General features: G+C 34.4%; 22 protein-coding genes, 4 pseudogenes and 1 riboswitch. Of the genes and pseudogenes, 7 read left to right on the top strand and 19 right to left on the bottom strand.

Features of this window, described 5'->3' with window-relative positions; genetic code table 11:
- Positions 1 to 37: 37 nt before the first annotated feature.
- The 3 genes from ACUN0F_RS03290 (at position 38) to ACUN0F_RS03300 (ending at position 3,611) form a co-directional block, all read left to right on the top strand.
- The gene (locus tag ACUN0F_RS03290; RefSeq protein ID WP_445539108.1) at positions 38 to 337 is read left to right on the top strand and encodes a hypothetical protein; all 300 of its coding nucleotides are present in this window, start codon (positions 38 to 40) and stop codon (positions 335 to 337) included.
- A 1,146-nt stretch (positions 338 to 1,483) separates the two neighbouring features.
- Positions 1,484 to 2,782: a BclA C-terminal domain-containing protein gene (locus ACUN0F_RS03295; protein WP_445539109.1), complete on the top strand. Its 1,299-nt coding sequence runs from the start codon at positions 1,484 to 1,486 to the stop codon at positions 2,780 to 2,782.
- 373 nt (positions 2,783 to 3,155) lie between these two features.
- Positions 3,156 to 3,611 carry a MarR family winged helix-turn-helix transcriptional regulator gene (locus ACUN0F_RS03300; protein ID WP_000053894.1) on the top strand — a complete coding sequence of 152 codons (456 nt, stop codon included), beginning with the start codon at positions 3,156 to 3,158 and terminating at the stop codon, positions 3,609 to 3,611.
- A 109-nt stretch (positions 3,612 to 3,720) separates the two neighbouring features.
- Here the strand turns inward: ACUN0F_RS03300 and ACUN0F_RS03305 are convergent, their stop codons facing one another.
- The 11 genes and pseudogenes from ACUN0F_RS03305 to ACUN0F_RS03355 all read right to left on the bottom strand — a co-directional run bounded on the left by ACUN0F_RS03305 (position 3,721) and on the right by ACUN0F_RS03355 (position 8,850).
- A complete protein-coding gene (locus ACUN0F_RS03305) occupies positions 3,721 to 4,020 on the bottom strand; it encodes a hypothetical protein (protein WP_000060546.1) in 300 nt (99 codons plus the stop codon).
- 740 nt (positions 4,021 to 4,760) lie between these two features.
- Positions 4,761 to 4,889, bottom strand: a pseudogene (locus tag ACUN0F_RS03310) (DUF1064 domain-containing protein); the annotation flags it as partial.
- Positions 4,890 to 5,609: 720 nt separating this feature from the next.
- Entirely contained in the window at positions 5,610 to 5,909 is a 300-nt protein-coding gene (locus tag ACUN0F_RS03315; protein ID WP_435710907.1) for a hypothetical protein, read from the bottom strand.
- Positions 5,891 to 6,178, bottom strand: coding sequence for an AbrB/MazE/SpoVT family DNA-binding domain-containing protein (locus ACUN0F_RS03320; RefSeq protein WP_215563353.1), 288 nt, complete (start codon positions 6,176 to 6,178; stop codon positions 5,891 to 5,893). Before ACUN0F_RS03320 ends, ACUN0F_RS03315 begins: the two co-directional genes overlap by 19 nt.
- 15 nt (positions 6,179 to 6,193) lie before the next feature.
- A complete protein-coding gene (locus tag ACUN0F_RS03325) occupies positions 6,194 to 6,298 on the bottom strand; it encodes an IDEAL domain-containing protein (protein WP_316250723.1) in 105 nt (34 codons plus the stop codon).
- A gap of 66 nt (positions 6,299 to 6,364) precedes the next feature.
- Positions 6,365 to 6,559 (bottom strand): hypothetical protein, encoded by a 195-nt coding sequence (locus tag ACUN0F_RS03330; RefSeq protein ID WP_445539110.1) that lies wholly within the window; start codon positions 6,557 to 6,559, stop codon positions 6,365 to 6,367.
- 221 nt (positions 6,560 to 6,780) lie between these two features.
- Positions 6,781 to 6,933, bottom strand: a complete 153-nt coding sequence (locus ACUN0F_RS03335) for a hypothetical protein (RefSeq protein ID WP_189337235.1) — start codon at positions 6,931 to 6,933, stop codon at positions 6,781 to 6,783.
- Positions 6,934 to 7,338: 405 nt separating this feature from the next.
- Positions 7,339 to 7,935 carry a hypothetical protein gene (locus tag ACUN0F_RS03340; protein ID WP_000122592.1) on the bottom strand — a complete coding sequence of 199 codons (597 nt, stop codon included), beginning with the start codon at positions 7,933 to 7,935 and terminating at the stop codon, positions 7,339 to 7,341.
- A 217-nt stretch (positions 7,936 to 8,152) separates the two neighbouring features.
- The gene (locus tag ACUN0F_RS03345) at positions 8,153 to 8,284 is read right to left on the bottom strand and encodes a hypothetical protein (protein WP_255258669.1); all 132 of its coding nucleotides are present in this window, start codon (positions 8,282 to 8,284) and stop codon (positions 8,153 to 8,155) included.
- A 96-nt stretch (positions 8,285 to 8,380) separates the two neighbouring features.
- A complete protein-coding gene (locus ACUN0F_RS03350; protein ID WP_264461573.1) occupies positions 8,381 to 8,530 on the bottom strand; it encodes a hypothetical protein in 150 nt (49 codons plus the stop codon).
- 44 nt (positions 8,531 to 8,574) lie between these two features.
- Positions 8,575 to 8,850 (bottom strand): hypothetical protein, encoded by a 276-nt coding sequence (locus ACUN0F_RS03355; RefSeq protein ID WP_264461616.1) that lies wholly within the window; start codon positions 8,848 to 8,850, stop codon positions 8,575 to 8,577.
- A 756-nt stretch (positions 8,851 to 9,606) separates the two neighbouring features.
- Between ACUN0F_RS03355 and ACUN0F_RS03360 the strand changes: the two are divergent.
- From ACUN0F_RS03360 to ACUN0F_RS03370, 3 genes and pseudogenes are all read left to right on the top strand, one after another.
- Positions 9,607 to 9,816, top strand: a pseudogene (locus ACUN0F_RS03360) (BclA C-terminal domain-containing protein); the annotation flags it as partial.
- A gap of 863 nt (positions 9,817 to 10,679) precedes the next feature.
- Complete coding sequence (locus tag ACUN0F_RS03365; RefSeq protein ID WP_137053810.1) at positions 10,680 to 11,039, top strand: septum formation initiator family protein; 360 nt, start codon at positions 10,680 to 10,682, stop codon at positions 11,037 to 11,039.
- A 382-nt stretch (positions 11,040 to 11,421) separates the two neighbouring features.
- Complete coding sequence (locus tag ACUN0F_RS03370; protein ID WP_097856939.1) at positions 11,422 to 11,886, top strand: exosporium protein D; 465 nt, start codon at positions 11,422 to 11,424, stop codon at positions 11,884 to 11,886.
- 1,250 nt (positions 11,887 to 13,136) lie between these two features.
- Here ACUN0F_RS03370 and ACUN0F_RS03375 read toward each other — a convergent pair.
- The 5 genes and pseudogenes from ACUN0F_RS03375 to ddlB all read right to left on the bottom strand — a co-directional run.
- Positions 13,137 to 13,469, bottom strand: a pseudogene (locus ACUN0F_RS03375) (DUF898 family protein).
- Positions 13,470 to 14,421: 952 nt separating this feature from the next.
- Entirely contained in the window at positions 14,422 to 14,751 is a 330-nt protein-coding gene (locus ACUN0F_RS03380) for a heterocycloanthracin/sonorensin family bacteriocin (RefSeq protein ID WP_098201564.1), read from the bottom strand.
- 327 nt (positions 14,752 to 15,078) lie between these two features.
- Entirely contained in the window at positions 15,079 to 16,539 is a 1,461-nt protein-coding gene (locus tag ACUN0F_RS03385) for an IS1182-like element ISBcy1 family transposase (RefSeq protein ID WP_445539017.1), read from the bottom strand.
- Between the two features lie 205 nt (positions 16,540 to 16,744).
- Positions 16,745 to 17,434 carry a thiaminase II gene (gene tenA, locus ACUN0F_RS03390; RefSeq protein WP_445539111.1) on the bottom strand — a complete coding sequence of 230 codons (690 nt, stop codon included), beginning with the start codon at positions 17,432 to 17,434 and terminating at the stop codon, positions 16,745 to 16,747.
- 122 nt (positions 17,435 to 17,556) lie between these two features.
- Positions 17,557 to 17,662: riboswitch (TPP riboswitch) on the bottom strand.
- Positions 17,663 to 17,734: 72 nt separating this feature from the next.
- Positions 17,735 to 18,568 (bottom strand): annotated as a pseudogene (ddlB, locus tag ACUN0F_RS03395) (D-alanine--D-alanine ligase); the annotation flags it as partial.
- Positions 18,569 to 19,616: 1,048 nt separating this feature from the next.
- On the opposite strand from ddlB, the gene ltrA reads away from it, so the two are divergent.
- Positions 19,617 to 21,548 carry a group II intron reverse transcriptase/maturase gene (ltrA, locus tag ACUN0F_RS03400; RefSeq protein WP_445539112.1) on the top strand — a complete coding sequence of 644 codons (1,932 nt, stop codon included), beginning with the start codon at positions 19,617 to 19,619 and terminating at the stop codon, positions 21,546 to 21,548.
- A gap of 1,161 nt (positions 21,549 to 22,709) precedes the next feature.
- Here ltrA and ACUN0F_RS03405 read toward each other — a convergent pair.
- The 3 genes from ACUN0F_RS03405 to ACUN0F_RS03415 all read right to left on the bottom strand — a co-directional run bounded on the left by ACUN0F_RS03405 (position 22,710) and on the right by ACUN0F_RS03415 (position 26,770).
- Positions 22,710 to 23,438 carry a glycosyltransferase family 2 protein gene (locus tag ACUN0F_RS03405; protein WP_234932001.1) on the bottom strand — a complete coding sequence of 243 codons (729 nt, stop codon included), beginning with the start codon at positions 23,436 to 23,438 and terminating at the stop codon, positions 22,710 to 22,712.
- 1,792 nt (positions 23,439 to 25,230) lie between these two features.
- Positions 25,231 to 25,497 carry a hypothetical protein gene (locus ACUN0F_RS03410; protein WP_000404243.1) on the bottom strand — a complete coding sequence of 89 codons (267 nt, stop codon included), beginning with the start codon at positions 25,495 to 25,497 and terminating at the stop codon, positions 25,231 to 25,233.
- Between the two features lie 346 nt (positions 25,498 to 25,843).
- Positions 25,844 to 26,770 (bottom strand): aldo/keto reductase, encoded by a 927-nt coding sequence (locus tag ACUN0F_RS03415; RefSeq protein WP_327988299.1) that lies wholly within the window; start codon positions 26,768 to 26,770, stop codon positions 25,844 to 25,846.
- Positions 26,771 to 26,995: the final 225 nt, after the last annotated feature.

A 26,995-nucleotide genomic window follows, 5' to 3' on the forward strand; every position in this document is an offset into this window, starting at 1 on the left:
ATTTCAATATAAATTATAAAATAGAGGAGCCGGAAAAATGTCAGTTTTCATCAACTATGCTATTACTCCCAAAGTATTCAGTCCTAATCTAACATCTCTTCCAAATAACCGAATTTCTTTTATCCCAACCCCAAAAGAGAGTTCTAAAAATATTTGTTATCTTTTAGAAACATTTTACTTAGGAAAAAAAATAAAACAGCTGTTAGTTAACGGCACAATATTAAAAGCTTCTATATTTGTAGGATTCCATAATAGATTCGGCCTTGCTACATTTATAGATGAAAGCGGAGATATCACTGTAGTTAACTGTGAGCGTATTGATGCGATTGTGCTTTAATTGTGAATTTATATGTGAATAATAATCATTATTTTCAAGATAAACGTGTAGTTCTTACACATAACGCCAGTAACTGTTACTATAAGAGACTAGGTCTGTAGGACACTAATATATAGTTCTTTTTTTTAGACTCAACCGAATAAAATTCAACATTCCGTTAATAATAAAAATACAGTTTCTAAATTCCCTTCATACCCGAGGGCTTAGCGGCTAACTTTTGTTAGCGGCTCTTTTTATGTTTTACACGAATAAAAATCTAAATTTTCCCGATACTATATAAGACTTTATAAAGTTAGCTTTAAGTTCTTCCCACTCTAGCTTTCTTGGTCGAGAGCCGAGCGGTTAGCTTTTGCTAGCTGCTCTTTTAATTACACATTTTTGTCTTAGCACTCATATAATACTGAGAATTAAAAAATCATTTCATGTTTAAAGGAAAAGTATTCTTTTTCATTACTCCACTCCCTCTTTAAATAACACTGTTTGAATAGATTTTTAAAGAGGGAATACATTTAATAATCTTGGTTACACTGTAAACAGGCTCGTGAATAGCCAATTTTACTAATACCTACTCTATGTCTATTACCTTGGGCCGAGCAATTAGCAAAAGCTAATTGCTCTTTTATATTGAGTTAATAATAAAATTTAGGTCTTATTCCTTTTCTACATCATATATTTTTAACCTAACCATCCAGCTCAAAGTGTTACCTCCTATCTTAAAGAGCACTGATGCATGGTGCTCTTTTTAGTTTCCTTATTTCTACAAAATGAAATTTTTATACAAAATACACACAACTAAATTCACATAATTTCATATGATATATTGCATCATTTCTTTTTAGAATGGATAGTCGTTACAGAAGGGCGCTTTCCGAAGCGCTCTTTTTTAATATCCCCTGCACTAAATAATTTTTGAATTATATCTTAATTTCGAGAATACTCACAAGTCATAGGTTTACAATAAGTCTTGGTCAGAAGAGCACTTATATATGGTGCTCTTTTTGGTATGGAATTTAAAATAGAGGCTTGCTCTTAAAACCTATTATGTACTTTTCATAGGTTTTTTCCTTACACCCCTGTGTCTGTTTACTCATAAGTTGTTAAAGTATAAATATAAATTGATAGTTAATTTATAAGGGAGGTGTAAAAATGAGTAAATTTAAAAAGCATTGTTGTCACATACCCTTTCCTTTACCTCAAATAGGGCCTACTGGATTAACCGGTGCTACTGGACCTTCGGGACCTACTGGAGCTACCGGACCTTCAAGTGGACCTCGGGGACCTACCGGACCTACTGGAATTCAAGGTAACCTGGGACCTACTGGACCTCAAGGTATTTCTGGACCTCAAGGGATTCCTGGGATTTCTGGATCTATTGGTCCAACTGGACCTTCTGGAATTCAAGGTATCCAAGGCATCCAAGGCATTCCTGGCATTCAAGGCCCTATTGGACCCACTGGAATAACGGGGGTCACTGGAATTCAAGGGATCCCTGGTATTCAAGGGATTCCTGGCATTCAAGGCATTCAAGGGATTCCTGGCCCGACCGGACCTCAAGGGATTCCTGGCATTCCTGGTTCTGTAGGTCCAACTGGACCTTCTGGAGCTGTTGGACCTACCGGCCCTTCCGGGGGACCGCCAGGACCAACGGGCCCGACTGGACCTTCCGGGGGACCACCAGGACCAACCGGAGTGACTGGCCCCACTGGACCAACTGGGTCACCAGGACCAACCGGACTTCAAGGTATCCAAGGTATCCAAGGCATTCCTGGCCCCACTGGACCTCAAGGAAGTCAAGGGATTCAGGGGATTCAAGGTGATCCAGGGCCTATTGGTCCTATTGGACCCACTGGAATAACTGGGGCAACTGGAATTCAGGGTATCCAAGGTATTCAAGGTAATCCAGGACTTATTGGACCTATCGGCCCGACTGGCCCAACTGGGCTTCAAGGTATCCAAGGCATTCCTGGGCCTACTGGATTACCAGGAACCGCTGGAGCTACCGGACCTACTGGGCCTGCCGGTCTTACAGTATCTGGCTTATCCCAGTATGCTTATGTTTTCAATACAGCAGCTCAAGTTGTTGCCTTAGAAGCACCTATTCTTTTTAATTCACACGGTAGAATCACATCCGGTTTTACTCATACGCTCGGAACTTCTCAAATGACAGTTATTAATGCTGGAGATTATAAAATTTCTTTTTCTGTATCAGGAGTTGAACCTAATCAATTTGCCCTCTTTTTAAATGGGGCTCCCGTTACCAACTCCATTTATGGATCAGGTGCAGGTACTCAACAAAACAATGGGCAAACAATTCTCACTTTAGCAGCAGGTGATATTATTACCCTTAATAATCATACTTCCGCTGCTGCGGTTACTTTGCAGACTTTGGCGGGTGGAACACAAACAAATATAAATGCTTCGATTGTAATTGAAAAATTAAATTAATTTAATCATTTATTTCTTGAAACTCTGCCAGTAAATAACCTGGGATGGATTCTTTTTTCAACAAGCAGTTAGCTTTTGCTAGCTGCTCTTCTATTTTGTTCCTACTCCTATTTCCTAAAAAATCTTTACTTTATTCCTCCTTGAATAAAATCAATAATTCAGCATATAATATCTATGCATCTAGATTATTACCTTTGTATCGAGCAGTTAGACTGGGCTAACTGCTCTTTTATTTGTGACAAAATGAAATTTTTATTAAGTTTTCTATTAATAACGTGTATTGATTTCTTTTCTAAATTACTTTAGAGATAAATAGTTCATTGGTGAACTATTCTATGTTAAACTAAATTAAAAAAGAAAAGGGACGATTATTATGAGTTTAAAAAATCAAAGTTTCAAACAAGCAGGAGAAGTTGTCCAATCATTTGTAACAATAAACAAAGAAATTATAAAGTTCACACATCAAAACGCCTCCAGTTTAGGATTAACAGTACAACAAATGGGTATCTTAAATACAATTTATGCACTCCCTAATGTTACTCTTAAAGAGATTTCAGAACGTCTTTCAGTTCCTAAAAGTACAGTGAGTGTGAATGTAGATGAATTAGTTAATCTACAGCTCATCGAGCGAAAACAATCAGATGAAGATCGTAGAGAAATAAAATTAAAGGTAACAAACCAAGGACAAGAAGCATCGAAAAAATCCATTGAAAACTCTACTTCCTACAAGGCAATGGAATTAGCACTACAACAACTTCAAGAAGATGATGTTCAAACATTATTGCGTATTCATAAAGATTTATTAATCTCTCTACAGCAATTTCGTTAATTGATGTAAACCATTTTAAACACAAATTCTAATTCTTATTTTTCAAAGAACTGAGCAGTTAGATTTCACTAGCTGTTCTTTTATTTAAAATAGCGTTTTTATTAAGAAATTAGTCATTCCAACTAAAACGGATGTAATGTTCGTAATAAGATCCACCTAAAATGTTTTTCTTTTCTTCTACCTTAAATTCAACTTTCACACCATCCATTAATTCTTGTAACTTTTCCGTGAATGGTTTTGAGTGCAGAATATGCTTGTCTGGATTTTCTTTATGAATTTGATATCTATAACCTGAATATCCAATTGCAGCACTTTCGATTATTACGTATTCCATTTCCTCTGCAAATTCCAATACCTTTTCATCAATGACTTTTTCTTGGAGTTCTTTCAAATTCCCCACTAAGGACATTTCCATTCTCCTTTCTCTCAAATAACGATTTTGTTTTAAATCCTCACATTCCTAAAAAAAATACATACAGTATCATGAGGTATTCTTTTTTATTTTTCTTAAGGAACGCTTTAAAAAGCGCACTTTAGTTTTTAAATAAAGATTTTGTTTTACTTTTGCTAGCTACCCTTCCCTTGTATAAATGCACCTTTTTTTACATACGATATTAAAATCCAAATAACCCTCTTTTAGGACGGTACTAATATGAACAAGAAATTAAAATACATTTTAATCTTCTTTTGTGCGGTATTTTATATTGTAATTATGGGCTCGATTGTCTATCTAAACTTTGTTTAAGAGCATTTTATTCCTCCAAGCAAGAAATCTAAGATTGAACATAAAAATTCATAATTAGCTATAAGAAGCGCTCTACAAGGCATTCTTTAGCTTTAAAATAAGATTTTGTTTAGTTTCCATTAACCATTTTGATTCATTTGCATACAGTATTATCAAAAGGAATTTCACAGGTTGCTCTGGTCCAGTTACCTTGAATTTCTTGCAGACCTTGTGGGAAGAATCCGTTTGTAACGAACGGATTCTTTTATTTATTTTTCATACAAAATCTTTTCGTTTTTCTAAAACCTAATTTACCGATTACGAATAAGAGATTCCTTTTAAATGTTCAGAAGAAATCTCTTATTCTTTTGTACATGAAAAGACTCCGATACATATCTCATTTTTTAAAGTTACTTAATTTTTCATTGCAATTCAAAGCTTGTAATTTCACCTGCAGCTTGACGTATTTTTAACCCGGAGTAATAATCCGCTTCTGCTTTACTATCAAATACATGGCCGTCTAGTCTTACCTTTTTATTGTTATATTTACTCATTGTTTTTCTCTTTTGCTTTACTGATTAACTCAGTAATTTCATAGACACCGTTTATCAAACATTCCAAGTATCTTCACCCCTTGAATATTTTTTCAATAAAAATACATACTATTTTCAAGCCGCCGTATCCACGGCTAATACTTCTTTCTTTTATTACAGCAGAAGCAGGTAGGTTCTTAACTTATCTGCTTTTCCTGTATATTTTTTTTAATATCGAAAATAATACCAACAAGCTGTTTGAACTAGCAGCTTCACTCTTCTCGTAATGGGAATGCAATTTATCACAATTAGCTAACTCATTCGACTAACTGGCAGACAACCGAAAATGTTGTCTGCTTTTTGTATAGAATTTTTCATTTTACATATACTACTTTTGAGCCTGTTACCAATGCAAGCCATTTGGTGTTTTGAATTCCGACTAAGCTTTTTTGTTGCATAGATTATTACATCTTTGACAACACTGTTTTAAAGCGCGTTTTCTGGTTATTCGTAGTTCTAATCCAGAATAATTTTTCTCCTATAAAGGACAGCAGGTACGACTGCTAGTCTTTTTTTCTTGTACTACATACTCTCCTTTTTGATAATTTCGAACGACGTTACCCTCATCATCGTAGTAAGCAATTTCCCGAAAAGGATGACAGTTGTGCTTTTCAATTTCTCCATCGAACAAAACGAAGAAATGAGTTTTCCAGTTCCCAACGATCATACCCCACATGCCAGCTACGTTACTCGCATACCCATGTAAGCAAAATGAAGATTGCGGTAATTCTGCATTTTCTTGAAAGCTTTTTCCGCACTGTACATGCGCTTGATATCAAAAACACCTTCGTTCTCGCACTTTACAAACTTCATGAATTCAACCATCGGCATCGTTAGAAACTTTGTTCTAAACTTCTGCCAGTAAAGGAACCTTGCTTTACTTTCCATTTCCGCTACTACAAATTCTTCGTTTGGCCAATGTGCGAAAATGGTGGTGAGTTTGAATTTGTAAAGGAGATAGCTCAACCCAACCACCCCCATTTCTCACCTTCACGAAAAATGGAATCAATCAGTAACTTAGCCCCTTTCTGACTGACAACGACTTGTCCATCGAACAGCTCAATGTTTGCATCGGATGCTTCACCGGTTACTACACAAACCTTCTCATGCTTTGCAAGAACAACGTTTTTACCGTCTACATGGATTTCTAATTCCGTACCTTCATGCAGCCCTAATGTTCTACGTAATTCTTTTGGAATCACTACACGACCAAGTTCATCTATTTTTCTTACGATACCAGTGTTTTTCATGGCTTCTTCTCCCCCTTAATTCGCAATCAACTTACTGAACAGTTCTTCGTTTCTTGTGTCTAGCGCGTAATCGATGAGGTTATATTTAATTAACTGATCAATTTCAACTGCGCCTTTCAAATTATTAAGTATTAAAAATCGTAATAAAAAAGAGTGCTATAAAGATATGCACTCTTTTAAAGGGCTTTACCAATCTCGACGATCATCACGATCACGGTCATGATTACGTCTGCGACGACACTCATCACAATCGCAGTCACGTCTACAATGACAGTCGTTAAAATCGTTTCTTCTGCGTCTACGACCGCATCCGCAAAATACTAAACCATCCCAAAATCTATTACAATCTCGAGAATGTTCAAAATTATTGTTACATCCCATAGATATGATTCCCTCCTCTAAAAATAGAATTCATCATATTCTATGAATAAAAGGTGAAAACAGCTTGTTTACTAGCCTATGTTTTTTTGTTTTACACTAATAATATTCCAATTTGCAAGTCTACCTCACCCCTTATCTTTCCTTAACAACAAACAAGACGCCAACCAGATCATGGCAGCGTCTATGATAATTGATATTGGTCTTATCATTCGGCATCATTCCTATTTCTTAAATAAAACAGAATCAACGATTGTTAAAACTACCCAAGCTATTCCGAGAAACACTACAATTAATGGCATCAACCAGAAGTAGTGACACCATTTTGTGTAACTACTCATCTTCCACCATTCATGGAGTGGATTAAGCCCTATCATTTATAACAACCCTCCCCCATTTTGTTCAATAAAAAGAGAGCTCCTGTATATCAAACGTTTATGTCACCAATCACCCCAGCAAATATACCAGGCTCAATAAGAAACACAAAAGCCACGACACTCACACATCGTGGCTGACTATATAAATTCAATTGGTCTTTTCGTCCTTCTTGCGGATTCTTACCGCCCTTGCCCGTTCTCCGGTAACGTTTTGATAAAGGGGCTACGCTATCCCCATACTATTCTTCTTTCAAAGAACTGTATAGATATAGAGTAATATTGATTCTGTTTTGAGAAATCCCCGGAAACGTCCCCTTTTTATCGAAAAAAAGCCCTGCATTTATGCAGGGCACATATAAATTAGTGACTTTACTTAGATAAGATTACTGATGGATTTCATATCACTTATTCTGTTGGAGACGGAAATCTTGCAGCTTCAAAATGCGTACTATTTTCTACAGTAGAGATAACTCCAGCTACGCTACTTTGTGCAAAAACCTCGACTACATCCCCAGCATTCAATTGAATTATTGATGAAACGGCAACAACATTAGCAAAGTTTATTGGACCAAAAAAATCATTATCTATTGCAATTGCTGGATTTCCATTAACTCGAATTTCTACCCGCGCTCTATAGTTTACGTTTAGATTATTGGGAATGAACGCAATTGTTCCAATAACAGAATAAACACCTCTTGTCTTTGGTATAAAAATGGATGTTGCAGGGTTATATTCATTTGCTAAATCAAATTGTTCATTTTGGAATAAGACTTTTACAAAAGTATTTGCTGGCACAATCTGATTAACTGTGCTCACAGCTCTAAAAGCAGATGCTCTTACAAGATTGTATTGGTTATCATCAGAACAACAATTCACTTTTACATTAACCCAAGGCTTTTCATCATGTTTTTTATCACATTTGTCATAACTCTTACTACTTTTATGACAATCATGATATTTCTTTTTGTTATCCTTACAATGATCATAGTAGGAATAAGACATACTAGTTTCCCCCTTTTAAATTTATTACTACATACTATGTAAGATAGATTTAAAAGGTTTGGACGAGCTATTATTATTTTTAATAGAATTAAAAAACCCTACCAATTGGCAGGGCAGGGAAATAATATAACATGTAAAGCGGAACAACCTCATCTTAACCAATCTATACAACATTACAAAATATTAGAATCCCATTTCCGATACCTCAAAACTAAGTTTATATAATCCCCACAGCTGTAGCTATCAACTGAATATCACTTTTTTCCTTCTGATAAAACGGATCACGCTTTATCATTAATTCGTTGTACACAAACGAATCTTTAACCTTTCGATTCCCTAAGTACTTCATTTCAATTATCCTACGTTCCCCTTCATCAAGAGATGTTACAACGTCCGTTCAATTTGTTTAACACGTATCTCATGATTCTTTTCGTCACCTTTCATTTTAGGAAAAAGAACGATGCCCCCCCGCTCGAGCCTGTTCTTCTTGATTTTTCATCCGGACGCACAATGCTTTGTAGTTTTTCAACTCCTTCACCACAAGTCTATGCATCTCCTTTTCATCGATGTCTTTAAAAAATGTCAATTGATTCATACGATACGGTTCCCCTCCGTTCGATCTGATTACTCTTTAGGACGTTACTTCATTTCTTTTTGACATTCTTTTAAATAATCGATAGCCTCTTGAACCTGTTCTTTTGTTGAAAGTAATTCCATCACATTGCCTTCTGTGTTATAAACACGAATCGTTCTTTGATTAAACTCCATCCCTAACATCCCATTATCACCTAAAAGCTTTACGTTATCCTCCATTCTCCTAACCTCACTTTCAATTGAATTTTTAATTTCATGTTTCTTTGTTTTACCAATCCGTATTGCATCTTGAATAGTAAGTAAGCTAGAACTTCCAATCATTTTTCTTTTCCCTTTAAAATACAATCTGTATCTCGGATGCTTTGCATAACCTAGACCTTTACCTCTTTTTTGTATTCCAGCCTTATTACTCCACCATCAGGATACCTGTATATGGATTGTGACCTTTCATGTTCAGCTCTCATTTCCCTCTCCCCCTGAATAAAACTCAATATTCCGTAAATACTATAGACACATGGTTATCTTTCCTCTATTTTTCTTGGGTGAGCAGTTAGCTTTTGCTGGCTGCTCTTTTTATGTTTTAAGTGAATAAAATTTTAAACATGCTCTAACACTGCAGATAAGGCTTTAAAAAGTCGATTTCTCCCACTCTAGCTTTCTTGGTTGAGAGCCGAGCAGTTAGCTTTTGCTAGCTGCTCTTTTATATTGAGTTAATAATAAAATTTAGGTCTTATTCCTTTTCTACATCATATATTTTTAACCTAACCATCCAGCTCAAAGTGTTACCTCCTATCTTAAAGAGCACTGATGCATGATGCTCTTTTTAGTTTCCTTATTTCTACAAAATGAAATTTTTATACAAAATACACACAACTAAACTCACATAATTTCATATGATATATTGCATCATTTCTTTTTAGAGTGGATAGTCGTTACAGAAGGTCGCTTTCCGAAGCGCTTTTTTTTAGTATCCCCTGCACTAAAAAAATTTTGAATCATATCTTGATTTCGAGAACACTCACAAGTCATAGGTTTACAATAAGTCTTGGTCAGAAGAGCACTTATATATGGTGCTCTTTTTGGTATGGGGCTCCCGTTACCAACTCCATTTATGGATCAGGTGCAGGTACTCAACAAAACAATGGGCAAACAATTCTCACTTTAGCAGCAGGTGATATTCTTACCCTTAATAATCATACTTCCGCTGCTGCGATTACTTTGCAGACTTTGGCAGGTGGAACACAAACAAATGTAAATGCTTCAATTATAATTGAAAAGTTAGATTAATTTAATCATTTGTTTCTCGAAACTCTGGCAGTAAACAATCTGGAGTGGATTCCTTTTTCCACCAAGCAGTTAGCTTTTACTAGCTGCCTTTTTTGAATTTGTTCGAATAAAATTCTAAATTATGTCCAATACTATAAACGGGCTGATACAGCTTGAATTCACAGTGACCTCTGTAATGTTCTTTTCCCCTTTCTCTGAGGGCCGAGCAGTTAACAATTGTTAACTGCTCTTTTGCATTGGGTTAGTTATAAATTTTAGGTCTCATTTCACTTCTACACCATATAATTTTAACCTAAACATCCAGCTCAAAGTGTTACCTCCTATCTTAAAGAGCACTTATATATGGTGCTCTTTTTTATTTTGTTTCCTTTCATTACTGAATAACATTTTTAACCATGTCCATACTATTTTTGTAACTTAAAGTTACAAACTATTGCTGTAAGCGCAGCGTTTCTTTTGTACAACGAGCAGTTAGTTTTATTAACTAGCTGCTTCGTTGTGCTAAAGAAAAAAATTTTTAACTGCACACTTAGTAAGAACATACATAAAATATAATGCGGTATTCTTTTTCAATATTAGTTTTGGTTATGGAGCGCCTTAAAAAGCGCTCTTTATATTTGTAATAAATAACCCTTTTGTTCAAACATACTCACGATTTATATAAACTAAGCATATATTTATATAGACAAGACATAGCTTTTTATTATACATGCACAATTTTCATGCATGTTTTTTCAATATAATAAGGGGTTTATTAACCATCTAAGAACCTAGCTTTACCAAGATAGATTCAAAATTTCCCATTTCTCATGTATAATACCGTTAAACAATCGAATTCTACAATCAGTAATGGAGGCATTTAAATGGGTAGTATTGCAAAATTATCACAACAACAATTAAACCTTAAACAACAATTGAACCCTAAAAACTATCCACAAAAGGATAAAAAACTGAGACGTCGTCTTTTACTAGCAATAGCTTTTATGCTACCTATGATTATTTCCGTCCAAATCTCTCTATATAAGCAAGAGCAAATAATTAAGGAAAAACAAATTTTACTTAACAACGAAAAGAAAAAACTATCTGAATTAGAAATGCTTGGACGCTATTTTGACAACGATATTAAAACTTTAACAGAGAGCGAAGAAGGTATTTTAAAATTCGCAAGGAAATTGTATGGATTTTCTAAGCCTAATGAAACTATATTTCAAATAGCTGAATAACCTTTTTTAAATAACTATTTTATTAAAACTTTTCACCTTTTAACTGGACAAGCATATCTTATTGTATGGAGGCATACGCTCATAAAAATCTACCTTTCTTGTCAAAAAGCATACTTATATGTGTATTCTTTTTCTCTTGTTATGAAATACAGATTTTTGTATAAAACTGCACCTCTCTAAAAACGATACATACAATATGATGTGAAACCTTTTTTCTAAATAAGTCTTGGTCATAAAGCGCCTTCCTCCAAAGGCGCTCTTTAATTTTCAAATACCATTTTTAAGCAATTACGAGAGCGGATTTTATTATGTTGTACAAGCACTACTTCGCTTTATTAAATAAACTATATAGACATCTAAAAGAAAGGAGCTTTAAATTCATATGGCTGATTACTTTTATAAAGATGGTAAAAAGTATTATAAAAACCAATCACATTCGGACCATCAAAAAAATAACTGTTTTGTTGAGACTCATACAATCGGTGGTTCAGGAGAAAATTTAAATGGAAATATACCTATATCTATTGACCTCCTAAATACCACTCCACAAACAGTATTTGAAGATTTCACCAACAATCACAATAAAACATTAATTCAGTTATTCATTGTCGGTATGAGTGCACCCGTTCAAGTAACTATTCTAACAAGGAGATCTAGCATACCAATTACTACTACATTACAGCCCGTTCAAACAAAAATATTTCAAGTTGAAGATTTTCAAAGTCTTACTCTTACAAAGCAGGAAGGTCCTACTAGTGTAGTTAGTTTATTTATTCAAAAAACATTTTGTATCTGCTGTAACGATAATAACGATTCATGTGATGAATATTACCACGAGTGCAATTAATAGATTAAATTACCAAAAGGACCCTTTATATAAAGGTTTTTTTCCTTACACTCCCCTCATTTTTCCCTTTTTTATTAAAAATTCTAAAACATGTTAATACTATAGATACACCAAGGTTGAATACGAATGACCATTGTGTTCTTCTTATTCACGGAGCAGTTAGCTTTTACTAGCTGCTCTTTTATTTCGTTCTAGTTCTTGCTTCTTAAAGAACTCTTTAAATGCGTTTTCCTAATAAGTACACATATCCATTCCCCTGTTCTACAAAATGAAATTTTTACCATAAAGATAATTGTTAAATATTTTACACTTATACATTATAATAGAATAGTTATTGTATATTGGTATTAAGAGGAGCAACCCAATTAAAGGCTCCTCTTTTTTTAATAACATTGTTACTGTAATCTTCCTTTGTATTTCTTCTTGATCTGCCGCTTTAGTGAACCTCTCGTATACTGCAAACCTAGTACTATAAGGTCATAGCTATTTTCAAGGCGATTAATAATCTACTTTACGATCCCCTCTAACAGGTTAAAAAACTATTATAAACAAACTTCAATATAAAATGCCTTCGCTCTCTTTTCCACATGTATGTTAACTCTAGAAATTACTTATTTTCTTTAAAACACTCTTGTTACTGGTTTGTTTTTCATATATAAGTCGTACCCTTTTCCCTCTTCGCGCCACTTTATATTTTTATCATATACAATGAAAATCTCTTTTTCCTTACCTATTACTTACAAATTCCTTACATCCGAAATTGCTTTTATAATAGTGCTGCAGGAACCACTGTGCCCGAAAGCGCAAAAAAAGAAACACCAATGTAATTTGCTTTGGTGCTTCTTTTTCAAGCTTTAAATTTTGATTATTTTTCTTGCTATGTAACACAAATTACATTGTGCTATATGATACAATCCTAATGTTGTTAAAATCACTTTTTTAAATGGTAAATTTATACTAGAAGGTACTCATATCCAACAGTTTAAGAAAAAGAAAAGTCTCAAAATAACTAAATGTAGAGACAGAAAATTTTCATTTAAGGATGACTTCAAAACCATTAACTTAAGAAACGGATATTCTTCAGAGCAAAAAATAAGAAGGTTTCTTTCAAAATGTATGGAATTTTTGTTCTGGGGGTATTCATATTTGTTAACTGAATGAGCATGGGCTATTTATCTATATTTTCATTTTTCATACCATAAATAAAAATACCAGTCGTTATAGACTGGTATTATAGAGCTAATGTTTTTTTAATTGATAAATGTAGTATTTTTTACTTTCCAGTCTTCAAGTTTAATGAAAACCCAGAATGAATAGATTCCTAGAGTGATAATTGATAAGAGCAACCATTTTATCCAATTACCAAACAAGCCTACAGCAGAACCATTGAATTTCATACGGTGCCCGTTAACTACTGTATGATTTATTTTCCAACCATAAACCATACATAAAGCCCAAGGGTAACAAATACCAAGGGTAAAAACTGTAATAAGTACACCAAGGATACTTCAACCAATAAAGCTGAATAATCCACCATCAAAAAATGAGTGGCGACCATTTTTTAATTCAGAACCGATTTCCATAAAAAAACTCCTAACATATATATATATTCATAAAGACAAAAACAAATTATATCACAATAAAATGGTTTCAGGTCTATAAATCGTAATATAAAGTAAAGTAAAAACATCTTACAGAAACAAAGCGCCTTATCTCAAGTGCTTAATTTTGTATACTAGAGCGGTGCATTTAATAAAAATAGTTACATAGTTTTGTTACATTTTAAAATTAATCAATAGTAATAAAAATAGATTATTAAATTTACTAACCCCAATAAATAGTTGTTAATGTTGTGCTTACTTCCACCATTTATACTGACTTTCACATACTTCATATAATGTAAGAGCATGAGCAAAAACTCGGATATGACAACAAAAGGTCGTAAAAAATACGGGGAGAAAAGCATTAAAATCGGCAGTTGTTAAAGATGGGATAAATGTAGGTAAATGGGGAGTCTTTGGTGATATGGCTACATTTATGGACAGATATTATACAGCGTATAAGAATTACAATGTGAAAAAGAAAAGATAACGAGGAGAGAAGATTATGTATTGAATTTTTTAAAATTCTTTTTGGATCGAGATGTTTAATCCAGAAACGTAAATATTTTCATTGGATTGGTTTTGTTCTTATTGGAAGTGGATTCTTAGTCTTGGTTGTAAAAATTTATAAGGTGGTAAGATTTTTTTATGATTAAGTTTAATTATATGAGAAATATGAAAAAAGAAAGAAGGGCTGATAGAAGCCCTTCTTTTTGGTTCTGGTGCAATAAATTTACTTACGAAAGGCAAAGATCGCATAAAGGGTATAGAACATAAAAAAGATATTCGATTGTTGATTTGAAATAAAGTCACAATGTTTATAAAAAGGTGAGATAAATTGTTTCTTTAAATTAAAGGATGCTAAAGGTGTTTTGATTAAATTTTTTTATAAAAATTGTATAATGCTTCACAAATGGATTCCTTTTTTCTCTTATCAATATTCATATGTTACAATAGTACCAGTTGTATCAGTAGTACCATTAAAACCACTAAAACAATTTGAACAACTACCACAGCCACCACAACCTCCGCAGCCGCCACAACCAAAACAGCCGAAGCAACCAATACAACGGAATCCACCACAACGAAATCCACCACAGCGACCTGCACAACCTCCACAACGACCACCACAACCTCCACAGCGACGAACAGCATCTTCAATATAGTAATATGGATATTGGTTTTGTTGGTCCCAATACACGATATTTCCAGGCTGGTAATCATTAAGGCTTAACGCTTGTAGTTCTTGTTGAAACTTATTCATTTTCATGACCTCCGTTTATAAACTTCAACCTTTTCAATGCTTTCCTATATTTCTGTTCGTTAAATCTAAGTAGAAATAGCGCTATCAACTAAGTTCAATACGTACACCTACAAAGTATGACCTATCACTAGATAATGCACCTTGTTCATATACCTATTTTTAGGTTATTTTTCCCATAGGCTCATTTTTATAAATTGAAAAAAGACGCACTTAGATCGGAGGGCACTGAAAAACTTACGTTTTTCGGTTTATAAACCGGATGCAAAACAAGAAAGGCGACTTTTCATTCAATTTTGAATGAAAAGTCGCCTTTCCCTTTATTCTTTTTTACTTTGTTTCTTTTATCAAGGTTAGGATTCGTTTTAAATTGACAGCGAATATAGCCATTGCACCTTGCATTTGCATACCAATCAGACCCGAGGAAGATGCCACATCATACCCATGTCTATGCTTAAGTTCACTATTTTTCGCTTCAATTTTATAACGTTCTTTCCCCTTTTCTTTAAAATATGCACTTTCTTGAAATGCTTGTTGTTCCTTATGTTCAGTAGATTTAATTGTCACAGAATATGTTTTACTTTTAGCGCCTTCTTTGTAACACCCACTTTTGAATGGACATACTTTGCATTTTTCAATATCAAAATAGTAGGTATGACTTTGACTATTGTTTGTTCCCTTTTTACCCGTACGTGCTCTACGAACGGCCATATGTCCAGCTTTACAGACATACATACCCGCATCTTTATTAAACTCAAATTCATCTTCTTTTTTACGTGGCCCTTGTGTCACAATAGGGTTTAATTTCGATACTAATTGTAATTGATTTTGGTTGGCATATTGAATATTATTTTTCTCAGAATAAGCAGTATCTCCAATAACTGTATCAATTTCCATCCCTGTTTCACGACTTTTTTCAATCAATGTTTGAAGGTATTTTCCATCGCTTTTTTCACCCGTTGTAATCACCGCAGCTGTAATGATGCGTTCTTCATTCATCGCAATATGTGTTTTATAACCAAAGAAAGAAGAATCCGCTGTTTTATGTCCAATTCGCGCATCAGGATCTTGCGAAAATTGGAGGTGTTCTTGGTGATCTTCTACGATTTCTTTTAAATAATTCAGTTTCTCTTTCACATTTGGATATTCACGAATGATTTCCTCTTTTTCTACTGTTTCAATTACTTTTTGACAATATTCAAGTTCGTCACTTAAGTCATCTGTCATTGTTTTTGGTGGGAACTTTCCCTTCATTCCTTCGTCAACTTGATAAACAGCTTTGCGGAGTAATTTGGATTTCTCCATTACAAATTCTTTCGGCGATTTTTGATTGAAGCGTGCTTTTGTATGTGTGGCATCAACAATAATAGATTTATTTTTAATCAAGTTTTTTTCGAGTGCAATTTCCACTGTTTTTTGAATGAGCATGTCAAGTAACCCTACATCTGTCAGACGAAGCTTGCGGAACTTCGTTAATGAACTAGGGTCAATGACCATATCTTCTGGTGCCATATCTAAGAAATATTTAAAGGACATATCGTATTTTGAGCGTTCCACAACATCTACATCTGATAAATCAAAAATAGATTTTAGTAATAAATATTTAAACATACGAACAGGCGGTACTGCATTGCGACCGTTATCGAGACAATATTTATCTTGTAGTTCTTCTAAAACAAAAGAAAAGTCTACCAGTTCATTAAATTGACGAAGCATATTATCCTTTGGTACAACGATATCGTAAATCGCCATAAATGGACTGAGGTTAAGAGATTGTTGATTAGAAATCATCCGAGACACCACCTAGAATTAGTATAATTATTATACATGAAAAAAGCGAAAGCTTCCTCGATTTCATCGAGGAAGCTTTCGCTTTTTAAACTATAAGGACTTTTTCAGTGCCCTCTTAGATCGATGCGTCTTTTTGCGATACTTCTTTTGTGAAATCATATACATAAGTATTATTCATACCTGTGAATAGCAATACCTCTACTCATTATCCAATTACATCTTTTATTTCTGTATTGACTGGCCACTTTTCTAAAGTATAGGCCATTTCCCAAAATGAATATTCATATTGACTGCTAATAATAAAGTGCTGTTTCATTCGATTTCGGTCTGCCTCTGTTACTTTTTCAGCGATAGTGTCTAATCGTGTAATTTGCTCTTCAACTAGCGTACGGAACCAATCAGATCCATAAGCAGAAATCCATTCGTTATAAATTGGCTCTTCTGGCTGACACTCTTTTAAACGTTCACCAATTTCATAATACAACCAATAGCAAAGTAATATTGCTGCAATGATATCACCTAAATGTCCTTCATACGCAGCACGATACATATGTGAAGTATAAGCGTATGCAGTTGGAGCAGGGATAAAATTCTCTTTTTCTTCTTGAGTTATCCCTAGTTTCTTCGCAAAATTCTCATGTAAAGATAATTCTGCTTCATATGTATTTTGAGCATGGTGTGCCATACGTGCTGTTGTTTCTAATTCTAGAGCCTTTGCAGCTCCTAACGTTTGTACTCTAGCGAAATGACTCAAATAATATGAATCTTGAAGCACATAATAGCGAAAACTAGCTAAATCTAACGTTCCTTCACCAAGTTGTTTTACAAAAGGGTGATGAAAACTAGCTTCCCAAATTGAATCTACTTCTTGACGTAATGATTGTGAAAATGTCATTTAAATCCCTCCAATAAAGTATAAAATTTAAGTATTTACCCACAGTTATTAAATCTGTAAAATAAAAAAACTTTCTTTACAAACGTAAAGAAAGTGAAATTGACAGTATTTATTCATAAAATAGTAATGTCTTCCCACTTCCCTACGCTAGTATTAACCAGATCAGGTACTAAGAGTCTCAAATTCTCATTTGATCTCAGCCTATAATAGGCCCCCCTAGTGGATAAATATTTAATTTTCGTATTGTATTCATCATAGCATACTTCATGTTACTGTCAAAAGTATTCATGATACTGCTACTTAAAACCCTTCTTCTTTTCTTACTTTTAATGAAGTTTCAATAATCATATCTAATAGTTTACTATAATGAATACCAGCTGCATCTGCACTTTTCGGTAGTAAACTTGCTTGTGTCATCCCTGGTAATGTATTAACCTCCATTACATATGGAATTCCGTCCTTTACCATCATATCCACCCTTGCATAAACGCTGCATTTCAATGCTTTATAACAAGCCAGTGACGCTTTGTTTACATGTTCCTTCAATTCAGCTGGAAGTTCGATAACTTCTTCAATTGTACTAACATCATCATATTTTGCATTGTAATCAAAGAACTCCGCTGCATGTCGGATTGAAATAATAGGTAACTGTTTTCCATCAAAAATTGAACATGTAATCTCATCACCTTTTATATACTTCTCTATTACTACTTCAGAATCCCATTCAAACACAGTTTCCAGCATTGAAATTAATTCATCTTTATCATATACAATCTTTACCCCAACACTTGATCCACCAGAGTTTGGCTTTACCACTAACGGAAATCCTAACTTATCTAATTCATCAAGATTTAGATCCGCCATTTTTGTAAGTTCAATCCAATCGGGTGTTTCTATACCTTCATAGCGTAAAATCTTTTTCGAAATATTTTTGTCCATACATATACCGCTAGATAACATATTGCTCCCGCTATAAGGAATACCTAAACTTTCAAGCGTGCCTTGAACCGTCCCGTCTTCCCCGTATTTTCCGTGTAATGCGAGGAGCGCAAAATCAATGTCTTTCGCTTTTTCGATTAAATCCATTTTTTCATTTAACGTAATTGGTACGATTTCATATTTATTTTTATTTATAAGTGTGCAAACACGAAATAGGAGGGTTATCAATTTGATGACAACAACTGTTCGACTGAAAGTAGGAATGAAAACCGTCAGGTTGAGCTGAAACTACTTATCTAATACTCCTACGTGCAAGGCATGATAGTAGTCATAAACTATATGAAGCTAGGTGAAGTTGGCTGAACAAAACCTAAGTGAGAACTCATATGGTAATGGATAGGTCGGGATGCTACAAAATATCTATGGTGAGAATGTCCGATAAAGGACTGACGAACTTGCGAATGGTGCGAGACGTTAATCTCAAAAGTTGAGCTAATAACTCAATGGGGAGAGATTGGTCTTGAAGTGGTCTGAAATAAGATTACAAAAGATACAACTTCTTTGATGAGAGAAAGGAATGATAGGGTAACGCCTTGAAACTTCTCCAGTAAGATACCCTAACCTAATGTCGATTGCAGTCGGCATTGGCAACCATAGCTGGGTAATGAAGGTTGAAGCTACCGTAGTGCCTTCCAATGGGAAAGACAACCGAAAGCCATTCGAAGTAATAAATCGGATGGAATTGTAGTGAATACTCTCTGTCGATTAAATATGGTGAGAATGTTGTACCAACAACTGACGAATTCTTGAAGGTAAGCTCCGCAACTAGTACGGTTCAGAAATGAGTCGGGCATGAAAAAAATTGCTGTCTAAAGGATTGAAACTATCATTCGGGGACTAAATCCTAACGTAGTTACAGGCTACGGAGCTGGACACGGAGCAAAGAGAACACCTAAGTTTAATCAATGATAATCAAAGAGGAAAGTCGGAAGCAGTTAACGTCCACGATGTAATAGACGTGAACAGGCATGTTTAGTTAGATAGGAAACGCTAATGCGAGGGAACTATCTTTAATAAGCGATGAAATTAGTGGAATGACCATTGATAACTCTTGTAATGAGAAGAGGAGGAACAGCCACAAGTCAATAAATATGGAAGGAATAATTCTATCATTCAGTCCTAGCATGGATTCTGGTGAGACTCAAAAGGTCATCAAAATTCACACGAAGGTTGGTGATAAACCATGAATGAAATTCTAATTGGTAAAAACCTTAAAGACAACAAACTGAGACATGCAGAGTATTACGGAATGCAAGAGGAGTTTGACGAACTGTACCAACAGTCAAAAGAGATGAAAAACTTCAAAAATCTTATGAAGATAATAATCTCAGAGGAGAATATCCTACTCGCGTATAGAAATATTAAACGCAATAAAGGCAGTAACACTCCGTCAGTCGATAAGGTTACTATTGAAAACATTGAGAAATTAACACAGGAACAATTTGTTGCAAAAATGCGAAATCGCTTTAGCAACTACTGCCCAAATGTCGTGCGAAGGAAAAAGATTCCTAAGCCCAATGGGAAAACGAGACCACTCGGTATCCCATCATTTTGGGATAGGCTAGTCCAACAAAGTATTTTGCAAGTTCTTGAACCAATTTGTGAGGCAAGATTCTGTACTAGAAGTTATGGTTTCCGACCGAACAAAAGTGCAGAACAAGCGATAGCGGACGCTGTGTTCAAGATAAACCAAACTAACTTAACCTATTTAATAGATGTAGATATACAAGGGTTCTTTGATGAAGTGAATCACGTAAAACTAATGCGACAATTATGGACGTTAGGCATTCGTGACAAACAACTACTCGTGATTATAAGAAAAATCCTAAAAGCACCAATTAAATTAGAAAATGGCGAAATAATCCACCCAACCAAAGGAACACCGCAAGGTGGAGTCCTTAGTCCTCTACTAGCAAACATCAATTTAAATGAGTTTGACTGGTGGGTAAGTGACCAATGGGAAACGGCAAAAACTCGACATAGCTTTAAATATAAAACGGTGCAAGGAAGAATAGGAAGAGACAATAGAGCCCTAAAGAAAACAAAACTAAAGCCAATGTATATCGTTCGGTATGCTGATGATTTTAAGATTTTCACGGACACACGTAGCAATGCAGAGAAAGTATTCAAGGCAACGCAAATGTGGTTAAAGGAACGCCTTCGGCTTCCGATATCCGAAGAAAAATCAAAAGTCACGAACCTTAAAAAGTCTAAAAGTGAATTCTTAGGATTCATGCTCAAAGCGACCAAGAAAGGTAAAACACGAACAGGCAGCTCCAAATACGTGGCGGAAACGCATATGTCTGCAAAAGCTATAAAACAGGTTAAAGCTAAGTTGTCGCAACAAATCAAAATAATTCAAAAATCGCCAAATAGTCTTAACTGTGTAAAGGAAATCAATAAGTACAACAGCATGGTCATAGGAATTCATAATTACTACGAAATAGCAACGCATATCAATCTTGACCTTAATAAAGCAGGATATGAGCTATTAAAACAAATGTACAACCGATTTCCAAAAGCTAAACCCAACCAAACTGAGTCGAAAGCATTTACAAGGCATGGTGAATACAAAGGGAAAGACAAAGGAATTCTCAAATATGTCAAACGGGATAAGAAATACATGAGGTATCTCATGGAAAGACCAATCCTACATCTAACTGATGTAAGACATAGGAATCCAATGTTGAAGCGTAACGCAGTTAATAAGTACACCGTAGAGGGACGAGCGCTAATCCATAAAAGGCTAGAGAAGGTCTCTGAATCAGAACTACAATGGCTCAGAAATCATCCAGTCACAAACGAAAGAGCGACAGTAGAATTCAATGACAATCGAATTTCGCTATATGTTGCCCAAAATGGGAAATGCGCGATCACAGGCGAAAAGTTAGACCTACTAGATATGCATTGTCACCACAAGAAATTGTGGAGTCTTACTAAAGACGACAGTTATCAGAACTTGATTCTAATCAAATCAGAAGTCCACAAACTAATACATGCAACAAATCACGCAACAATTGCAAGATTGTGCGATTATCTGAAACTCGACGAAAAAAGTCTGACTAAGCTTAACAAACTTAGAAAACTAGTAGGAAACGATGAATTAGTACAATAAATTCCTGAACAATTCTCACAAAGAAAAATAATAGCAAAAACAAAAAAGAAATTCATGATTGAATGAAAAGAGGAACATATTTATTGATGGAGCGCCGTGTGAGGTGAAAGTCTCACGCACGGTGTGGAGCGGGGGAAATCTGAAAAGAGAATGGAATCCTAGAGGATTTTACACTTAGTAAGCTACCTATCGCTATTACGGGTCTAAAGGATTAATCCATTAGAAATGTGTATGTCGTTAATGACGATGTTATCTACCGAAAAGTAAGAGTAAATGATATAAAATTCGGAACATCTAACAATGAGGATGTAAAGATAACAGGCTTACAGCAAGCACTTAAGGATATGTGTATAGCTAAGTCAATTGGAACGTGGTAAGCAAGAAACTGTCACCAAAGCCTACTAGCAGACAGGTGCAAATACGGTTCTAACGAACCGAAATTGCTTTATTCTTGTGAAGGTGGGGACACAGTATCAATGAAGCATGTAACAAATGTGGAGGGATAGTCCCTAGTCTTGATCGTTGAAAACTAAATCAACTATATGTAACTCACAGGATCGAGTAAGATGATGGGACTTTTCGTAAGAAAAGGGAATAAATACATCGGTGAGTATAACATTGTTTGTAATCTAGTTGCTTTAGTATAAAAGGATAAGATGGGACGCCGTATGTCGGAAAACTGACACGTACAGTGTTAGGTGGGGGAAAAGGTGGAGATGATATCAAAGCATTACTTATCACACACAATAAAAAGAAATCGTGTACAAAAAATGTACACGATTATAAAGCAACTATGTCTTGTCAGTTTATTTGATGTTTGCTGTATGTAAATCTAAATAAATTAAAAGAACACCTTTAAAAGTGTTCTTAAGACCAAGACTCTTATTGTAAAAGAATACATGATAATATATATGACTTTTTCTAAGAATGTGAATCATTTGACCAGAATTTTTATTTGAAAACTAAAGAGCGCTTTCCAAGGCGCTCCTTAAGTAAAACTAACTTTGAAAAAAGTACCACACGATAGTCTATGCATGCTGTGTAGGTATGTGCAGTTTTACAACAAAATTGTTATTTGAATAATTCTAGTAATACGATGATTTGTAAAGGCGGATTGACTTTTGTCTGTATGAAAAGTTTCAAAATGTTTTTTTAGATGTATTAATAGTTAGGAAAACATAAATTTGGAAATATAACTTGATATTCTGGGACTAACCGAAGGTCAGTAGTAGAGGTTGCAAATTCTATATATTTTTTTTCTAATGTATCTAGTGTTGCTAGGTGATGAGTACCTAAGCCATGCTGGATGCTATGTGTAGAAAGTGTAGGACCAATTTGCAATTTTCGGTTTTGCATAGCTTTATTCCATGGACTGTAAAAGAATTTTAAAACGAAAGCAGGATACATGTAAACCATAAATGGATGATTTGACCAATGCCTTCCGGCTGTATAGTTACCATGCGAATAATTGTGGATCAATCTACCTCCATAGTAAGGTGCAGGAGGAGTAGGGGGGATTATTATTCCATGATAACGCTGTTTGACAAGGGGAATTCCGTATCTCGGATTAGTATAACCGTGAGTCGGATCATCGACCATGAGAATAGTTCTAATGGCATACATGTTTTGTTTTAAAGAAGTAAGAGATGAAAAAAATGCTTCCTTATCAAAACAGCAAAGAAATTCAGTGGTATTCAATACCATTTTCCATCCTGTAATTTCTTTTTCGATTTCCATAACCTCTTGATCAACTAATAAGGCATCAAACTCTAATACTTTTGAATTGCGGATTTCCCAATGAGGTGCAAATAATCTACATATCTCAACTGAACGATCAGTAGACCCCCGATTAATAAGGATACCATGATCAAATAGCTTTGTGTGGTGCATTAACCACCATGGAAGCAGATACTCTTCGTTGAAGAAATGAGAAATTAGTGTTGTATTAATAAAAAAACCTCCTTTTCATAAAAATAATTGGTCACATGTATCTAGCGCTCTGTTACTTAAGTTGTCTTTATATATTATTTAATGAAAAGAAGAAAAGTTTGTACACAATGGTAAAATCCGTTCTGCATAAATGAGCTGATGTTAAAGAGGGATAGAATTATTACTACATGCGTTAGAAATAAAGAAGGAACAATCGGGAAAAGTTTGCAAAAACGCTATTTGTGCGGCACGTTTCCTTATAAGTGTGTAAACACGAAAGAGGAGCGTTATCACTTTGATAACAACAACTGTTTGACTGAAAGTAGGAATGAAAGCCGTCAGGTTGAGCTGAAACTACTTATCTGATTCTCCTACATGCAAGGCGTGATAGTAGTCAAAAATTGTATGAATCTAGGTGAAGTCGGCTGAACACAACCTAAGTGAGAAATCGTATGGTAATGGATAGGTCGGGATGCTACAAAATATTTATGGTGAGAATGTCCAAAATAACGGACTGACAAACTTGCGAACGTACGGGTCTAAATTATTAATACATTAGAAATGTGTATGTCGTCAATAACGACGTTATCTACCGAAAAGTAAGAGTAAATGATATGAATTTCGGAACATCTAACGATGAGGATGTAAAGATAACAGGCTTAAAGTAAGCACCTAAGGATATATGTATAGCTAAGTCAATCGGAACGTGTTAAGCAAGAAACTGTCACTAACGCCTACTAGCAGACAGATGTATATAAGGTTCTAACGAACCGAAATTGCTTTATTCTTCACAGTACCAACGAAGCATGTAACAAATGTGGAGGGATAGTCCCTAGTCTTGTTCGTTGAAAACTAAATCAACTATATGTAACTCACAGGATCGAGTAAGATAATTGGACTTTTCGTAAGAAAAGGGAATGAATACATAGGTGAGTACAACATTGTTTGTAATCTAGTTGTTTTAGTAGAAAAGGATAATATGGGACGCTGTATGCAATGAAAGTCGCACGTACAGTGTTAAGCCGGGGAAAAGATGGAGATAACTTCAAAGTTTTACCTATCGCAACGATATCTAAATTGTATATGTAGAAAGGAGCACCTAATTAAAGTGCTCCTTAGGAGATTGATTATAAATGTCTGTTCATTAACTATTATTATGTTTATTTTATCGAATGGTGAAAAACTTGGACAAAAACTTCATTTTGCACAACAAAGCAGCTAGTTAATAAAACTAACTGCTCGTTGTACAAAAGAAACGCTACGCTTACAGAAATAATTTGTAACTTTAAGTTACAGAAATAGTATCAACAGGGTTAAAAATATTATTCGGAAATGAAAGATAGCTAAACATAAACTTTATTTTAAAGCTGCACTTCGGTGATGGCTTTTGTGTTATTTATATAAGAGGTTAATTATGATTTTTGTAGAATAAATAAATCGGGAGAGGTGGAAAAATAATACTATATATGGATATAAAAACATTTGAAATGCGTGAAAAACGATTAGCAGAACTATTAGGTGCAAAAGTACTATGGGAATTTTATCAGTGCTGTAACAGAGGGAATTGAAAAGCAGGAATTAGAATCTACACCAAGTTTACTAGAAGTTCTATTCATACATGTGAAAGAAACCATCCAAATCCAAAATATGAATCAAAGCATAACAAAAGCCCCTTTAAAAACAGAGGCTGATGGTATAAATAAAGATACAATATTTATGGAAGCATATGTAGAATTCATTAATCATAAGTTTGTTATTTCTGAATTAGCTGTAGAGCTTTCATCTGTTCTAAAAGAATTAAATTGTTTTGTTCAATCATCTTTGCCACTGCTTCAAAGTGAGCTTGATTCTCAAGAACCTCAATCTGCTTCTCTTTAGGCAGTGATTGAAGTATTTCTTTTATTTCTTTACACTCGTATATATTATTCTCCGAGTCTTCAATTAATTTATTGCGACGATTGGTGTATTCAAGTGCACCTAAAGTCGCTAATGCGCGAGGGTCTAATCCTAGAATTTCCATGTATTCCTCTCCTTTCCTCTACAATAATTCGATAGGGGAAAGGAGATTCCTTTAATGATTCTATAGAATTTTTCTATAATGATATAACATGTTATTTATTAGTGGCATGCTATCTTATAGGAAAGTAGTAGAAATAGACTTGAAAAATTCCTTAAAGATAATGAGAAGAAAGGAGAATATAGTAAATTACACTCATTTTCCCTAAGTAATCTTCATATGAAACGGTTATTTACTTTTATTATAAATTTTATATTAGATTCTTTGATGAAGAGTAGATAGACATAGGGAATAGGGGATGAATTGGTAGTTAATTTAGTTTAATTTTTATGGAACAATAATAGTATAGTTAAAGCTTTTTAATGAATTCAATTTCATTATCTAATAATAATGGACGAGTTAAGTGTGAAGAATTTTCTTCAACCTGAGTAGAATTTTTTGCACCAGGAATAGCAACTGAAACGGCTGGATGGCTTAAAATATAACGTAAGGCGATTTGCGCTAAACTTCGATTTGATCGTACTAGTAATCGTAATTTCTCTAATTTGTTTAAGCTATCTTTAAACCATTTTTCTTTGGGCCAATCTTTTCTTAAATCATCGTCTGGAAATTGGGTTTCATGATTAAATTTCCCTGTTAAAATCCCCATCTTAAGTGGACCTCTTATCACAGCACCTAAATTATGTTTTTCAATATAAGGAAGGATGTCTTTTTCAGGTTCTTTATTCAGAATACTATAATCGAATTGTACAACATCTAAATCATCATTCTGATTAAAATGTTTTATATAATCTAAATCATTAGTAGAAACGCCAACTGCTCTCACTTTTCCAGATTTTTTTAAGGTTTGGAAAGCTTGTAGAAAGGCTTCTGTTTCTTCAGGTTTATCCCACCAAATATGACAAAAGTAAACATCTATATAATCCGTTTTAAGCCGCAGTAAACTAGCATCAAACGCATCAATGATCTTTTGAGGATCTCCATAAACAGCTGGTTGATTCGGGTCATAATGATGACCAATTAATCCACCTTTTGTAGAAAGAATAATATCTTGCCTACGTTTATTTATTGCTTTTGCAACTAACTTTTCACTATGACCTAATCCATAAACGTCAGCTGTGTCAATAAAATTAACCCCTAGGTCAATTGCTTTATTGATTGCCTCAATGGATTCATTATCTTTTACTGCTCCCCATTCATCTCCACCAATCGCCCAAGAGCCGAATCCTATCTCTGAAACTATTAATCCCGTTTTACCTAATAATCTATATTCCATTTTGTACGGACTCCTCCTTTTCAGTGTATATTATTAGAAATATACATAGTGACCAGTTGGAATATTCTTGAATCTGGTTTCGGGGTGTAAATTAGAGTATATATTTTAATAAATATATATGAGATTACTTTATAAAAATTAATTGGAATTATTAGTAAAATGGTTTTTTATGCTTAAATTGAATAAAAGTATGAACTTTCACGGTATAAATATGAATTTTATTCA

It is taken from the genome of Bacillus sp. 1A (genome assembly GCF_052682215.1).

Coding starts and splice junctions, on each gene's coding strand:
- ACUN0F_RS03415 (WP_327988299.1), bottom strand. CDS start 26,770: ATGGAATATAGATTATTAGGTAAAACGGGATTAATAGTTTCAGAGATA.
- ACUN0F_RS03350 (WP_264461573.1), bottom strand. CDS start 8,530: ATGAATCAATTGACATTTTTTAAAGACATCGATGAAAAGGAGATGCAT.
- ACUN0F_RS03345 (WP_255258669.1), bottom strand. CDS start 8,284: ATGAAGTACTTAGGGAATCGAAAGGTTAAAGATTCGTTTGTGTACAAC.
- ACUN0F_RS03410 (WP_000404243.1), bottom strand. CDS start 25,497: ATGGAAATTCTAGGATTAGACCCTCGCGCATTAGCGACTTTAGGTGCA.
- tenA (WP_445539111.1), bottom strand. CDS start 17,434: ATGACATTTTCACAATCATTACGTCAAGAAGTAGATTCAATTTGGGAA.
- ACUN0F_RS03335 (WP_189337235.1), bottom strand. CDS start 6,933: ATGATAGGGCTTAATCCACTCCATGAATGGTGGAAGATGAGTAGTTAC.
- ACUN0F_RS03290 (WP_445539108.1), top strand. CDS start 38: ATGTCAGTTTTCATCAACTATGCTATTACTCCCAAAGTATTCAGTCCT.
- ACUN0F_RS03340 (WP_000122592.1), bottom strand. CDS start 7,935: ATGTCTTATTCCTACTATGATCATTGTAAGGATAACAAAAAGAAATAT.
- ACUN0F_RS03300 (WP_000053894.1), top strand. CDS start 3,156: ATGAGTTTAAAAAATCAAAGTTTCAAACAAGCAGGAGAAGTTGTCCAA.
- ACUN0F_RS03305 (WP_000060546.1), bottom strand. CDS start 4,020: ATGTCCTTAGTGGGGAATTTGAAAGAACTCCAAGAAAAAGTCATTGAT.
- ACUN0F_RS03330 (WP_445539110.1), bottom strand. CDS start 6,559: ATGGGATGTAACAATAATTTTGAACATTCTCGAGATTGTAATAGATTT.
- ACUN0F_RS03295 (WP_445539109.1), top strand. CDS start 1,484: ATGAGTAAATTTAAAAAGCATTGTTGTCACATACCCTTTCCTTTACCT.
- ACUN0F_RS03380 (WP_098201564.1), bottom strand. CDS start 14,751: ATGAATAAGTTTCAACAAGAACTACAAGCGTTAAGCCTTAATGATTAC.
- ACUN0F_RS03405 (WP_234932001.1), bottom strand. CDS start 23,438: ATGCACCACACAAAGCTATTTGATCATGGTATCCTTATTAATCGGGGG.
- ACUN0F_RS03355 (WP_264461616.1), bottom strand. CDS start 8,850: ATGATTGGAAGTTCTAGCTTACTTACTATTCAAGATGCAATACGGATT.
- ACUN0F_RS03385 (WP_445539017.1), bottom strand. CDS start 16,539: ATGATTTCTAATCAACAATCTCTTAACCTCAGTCCATTTATGGCGATT.
- ltrA (WP_445539112.1), top strand. CDS start 19,617: ATGAATGAAATTCTAATTGGTAAAAACCTTAAAGACAACAAACTGAGA.
- ACUN0F_RS03370 (WP_097856939.1), top strand. CDS start 11,422: ATGGCTGATTACTTTTATAAAGATGGTAAAAAGTATTATAAAAACCAA.
- ACUN0F_RS03365 (WP_137053810.1), top strand. CDS start 10,680: ATGGGTAGTATTGCAAAATTATCACAACAACAATTAAACCTTAAACAA.
- ACUN0F_RS03315 (WP_435710907.1), bottom strand. CDS start 5,909: ATGGGGGTGGTTGGGTTGAGCTATCTCCTTTACAAATTCAAACTCACC.
- ACUN0F_RS03320 (WP_215563353.1), bottom strand. CDS start 6,178: ATGAAAAACACTGGTATCGTAAGAAAAATAGATGAACTTGGTCGTGTA.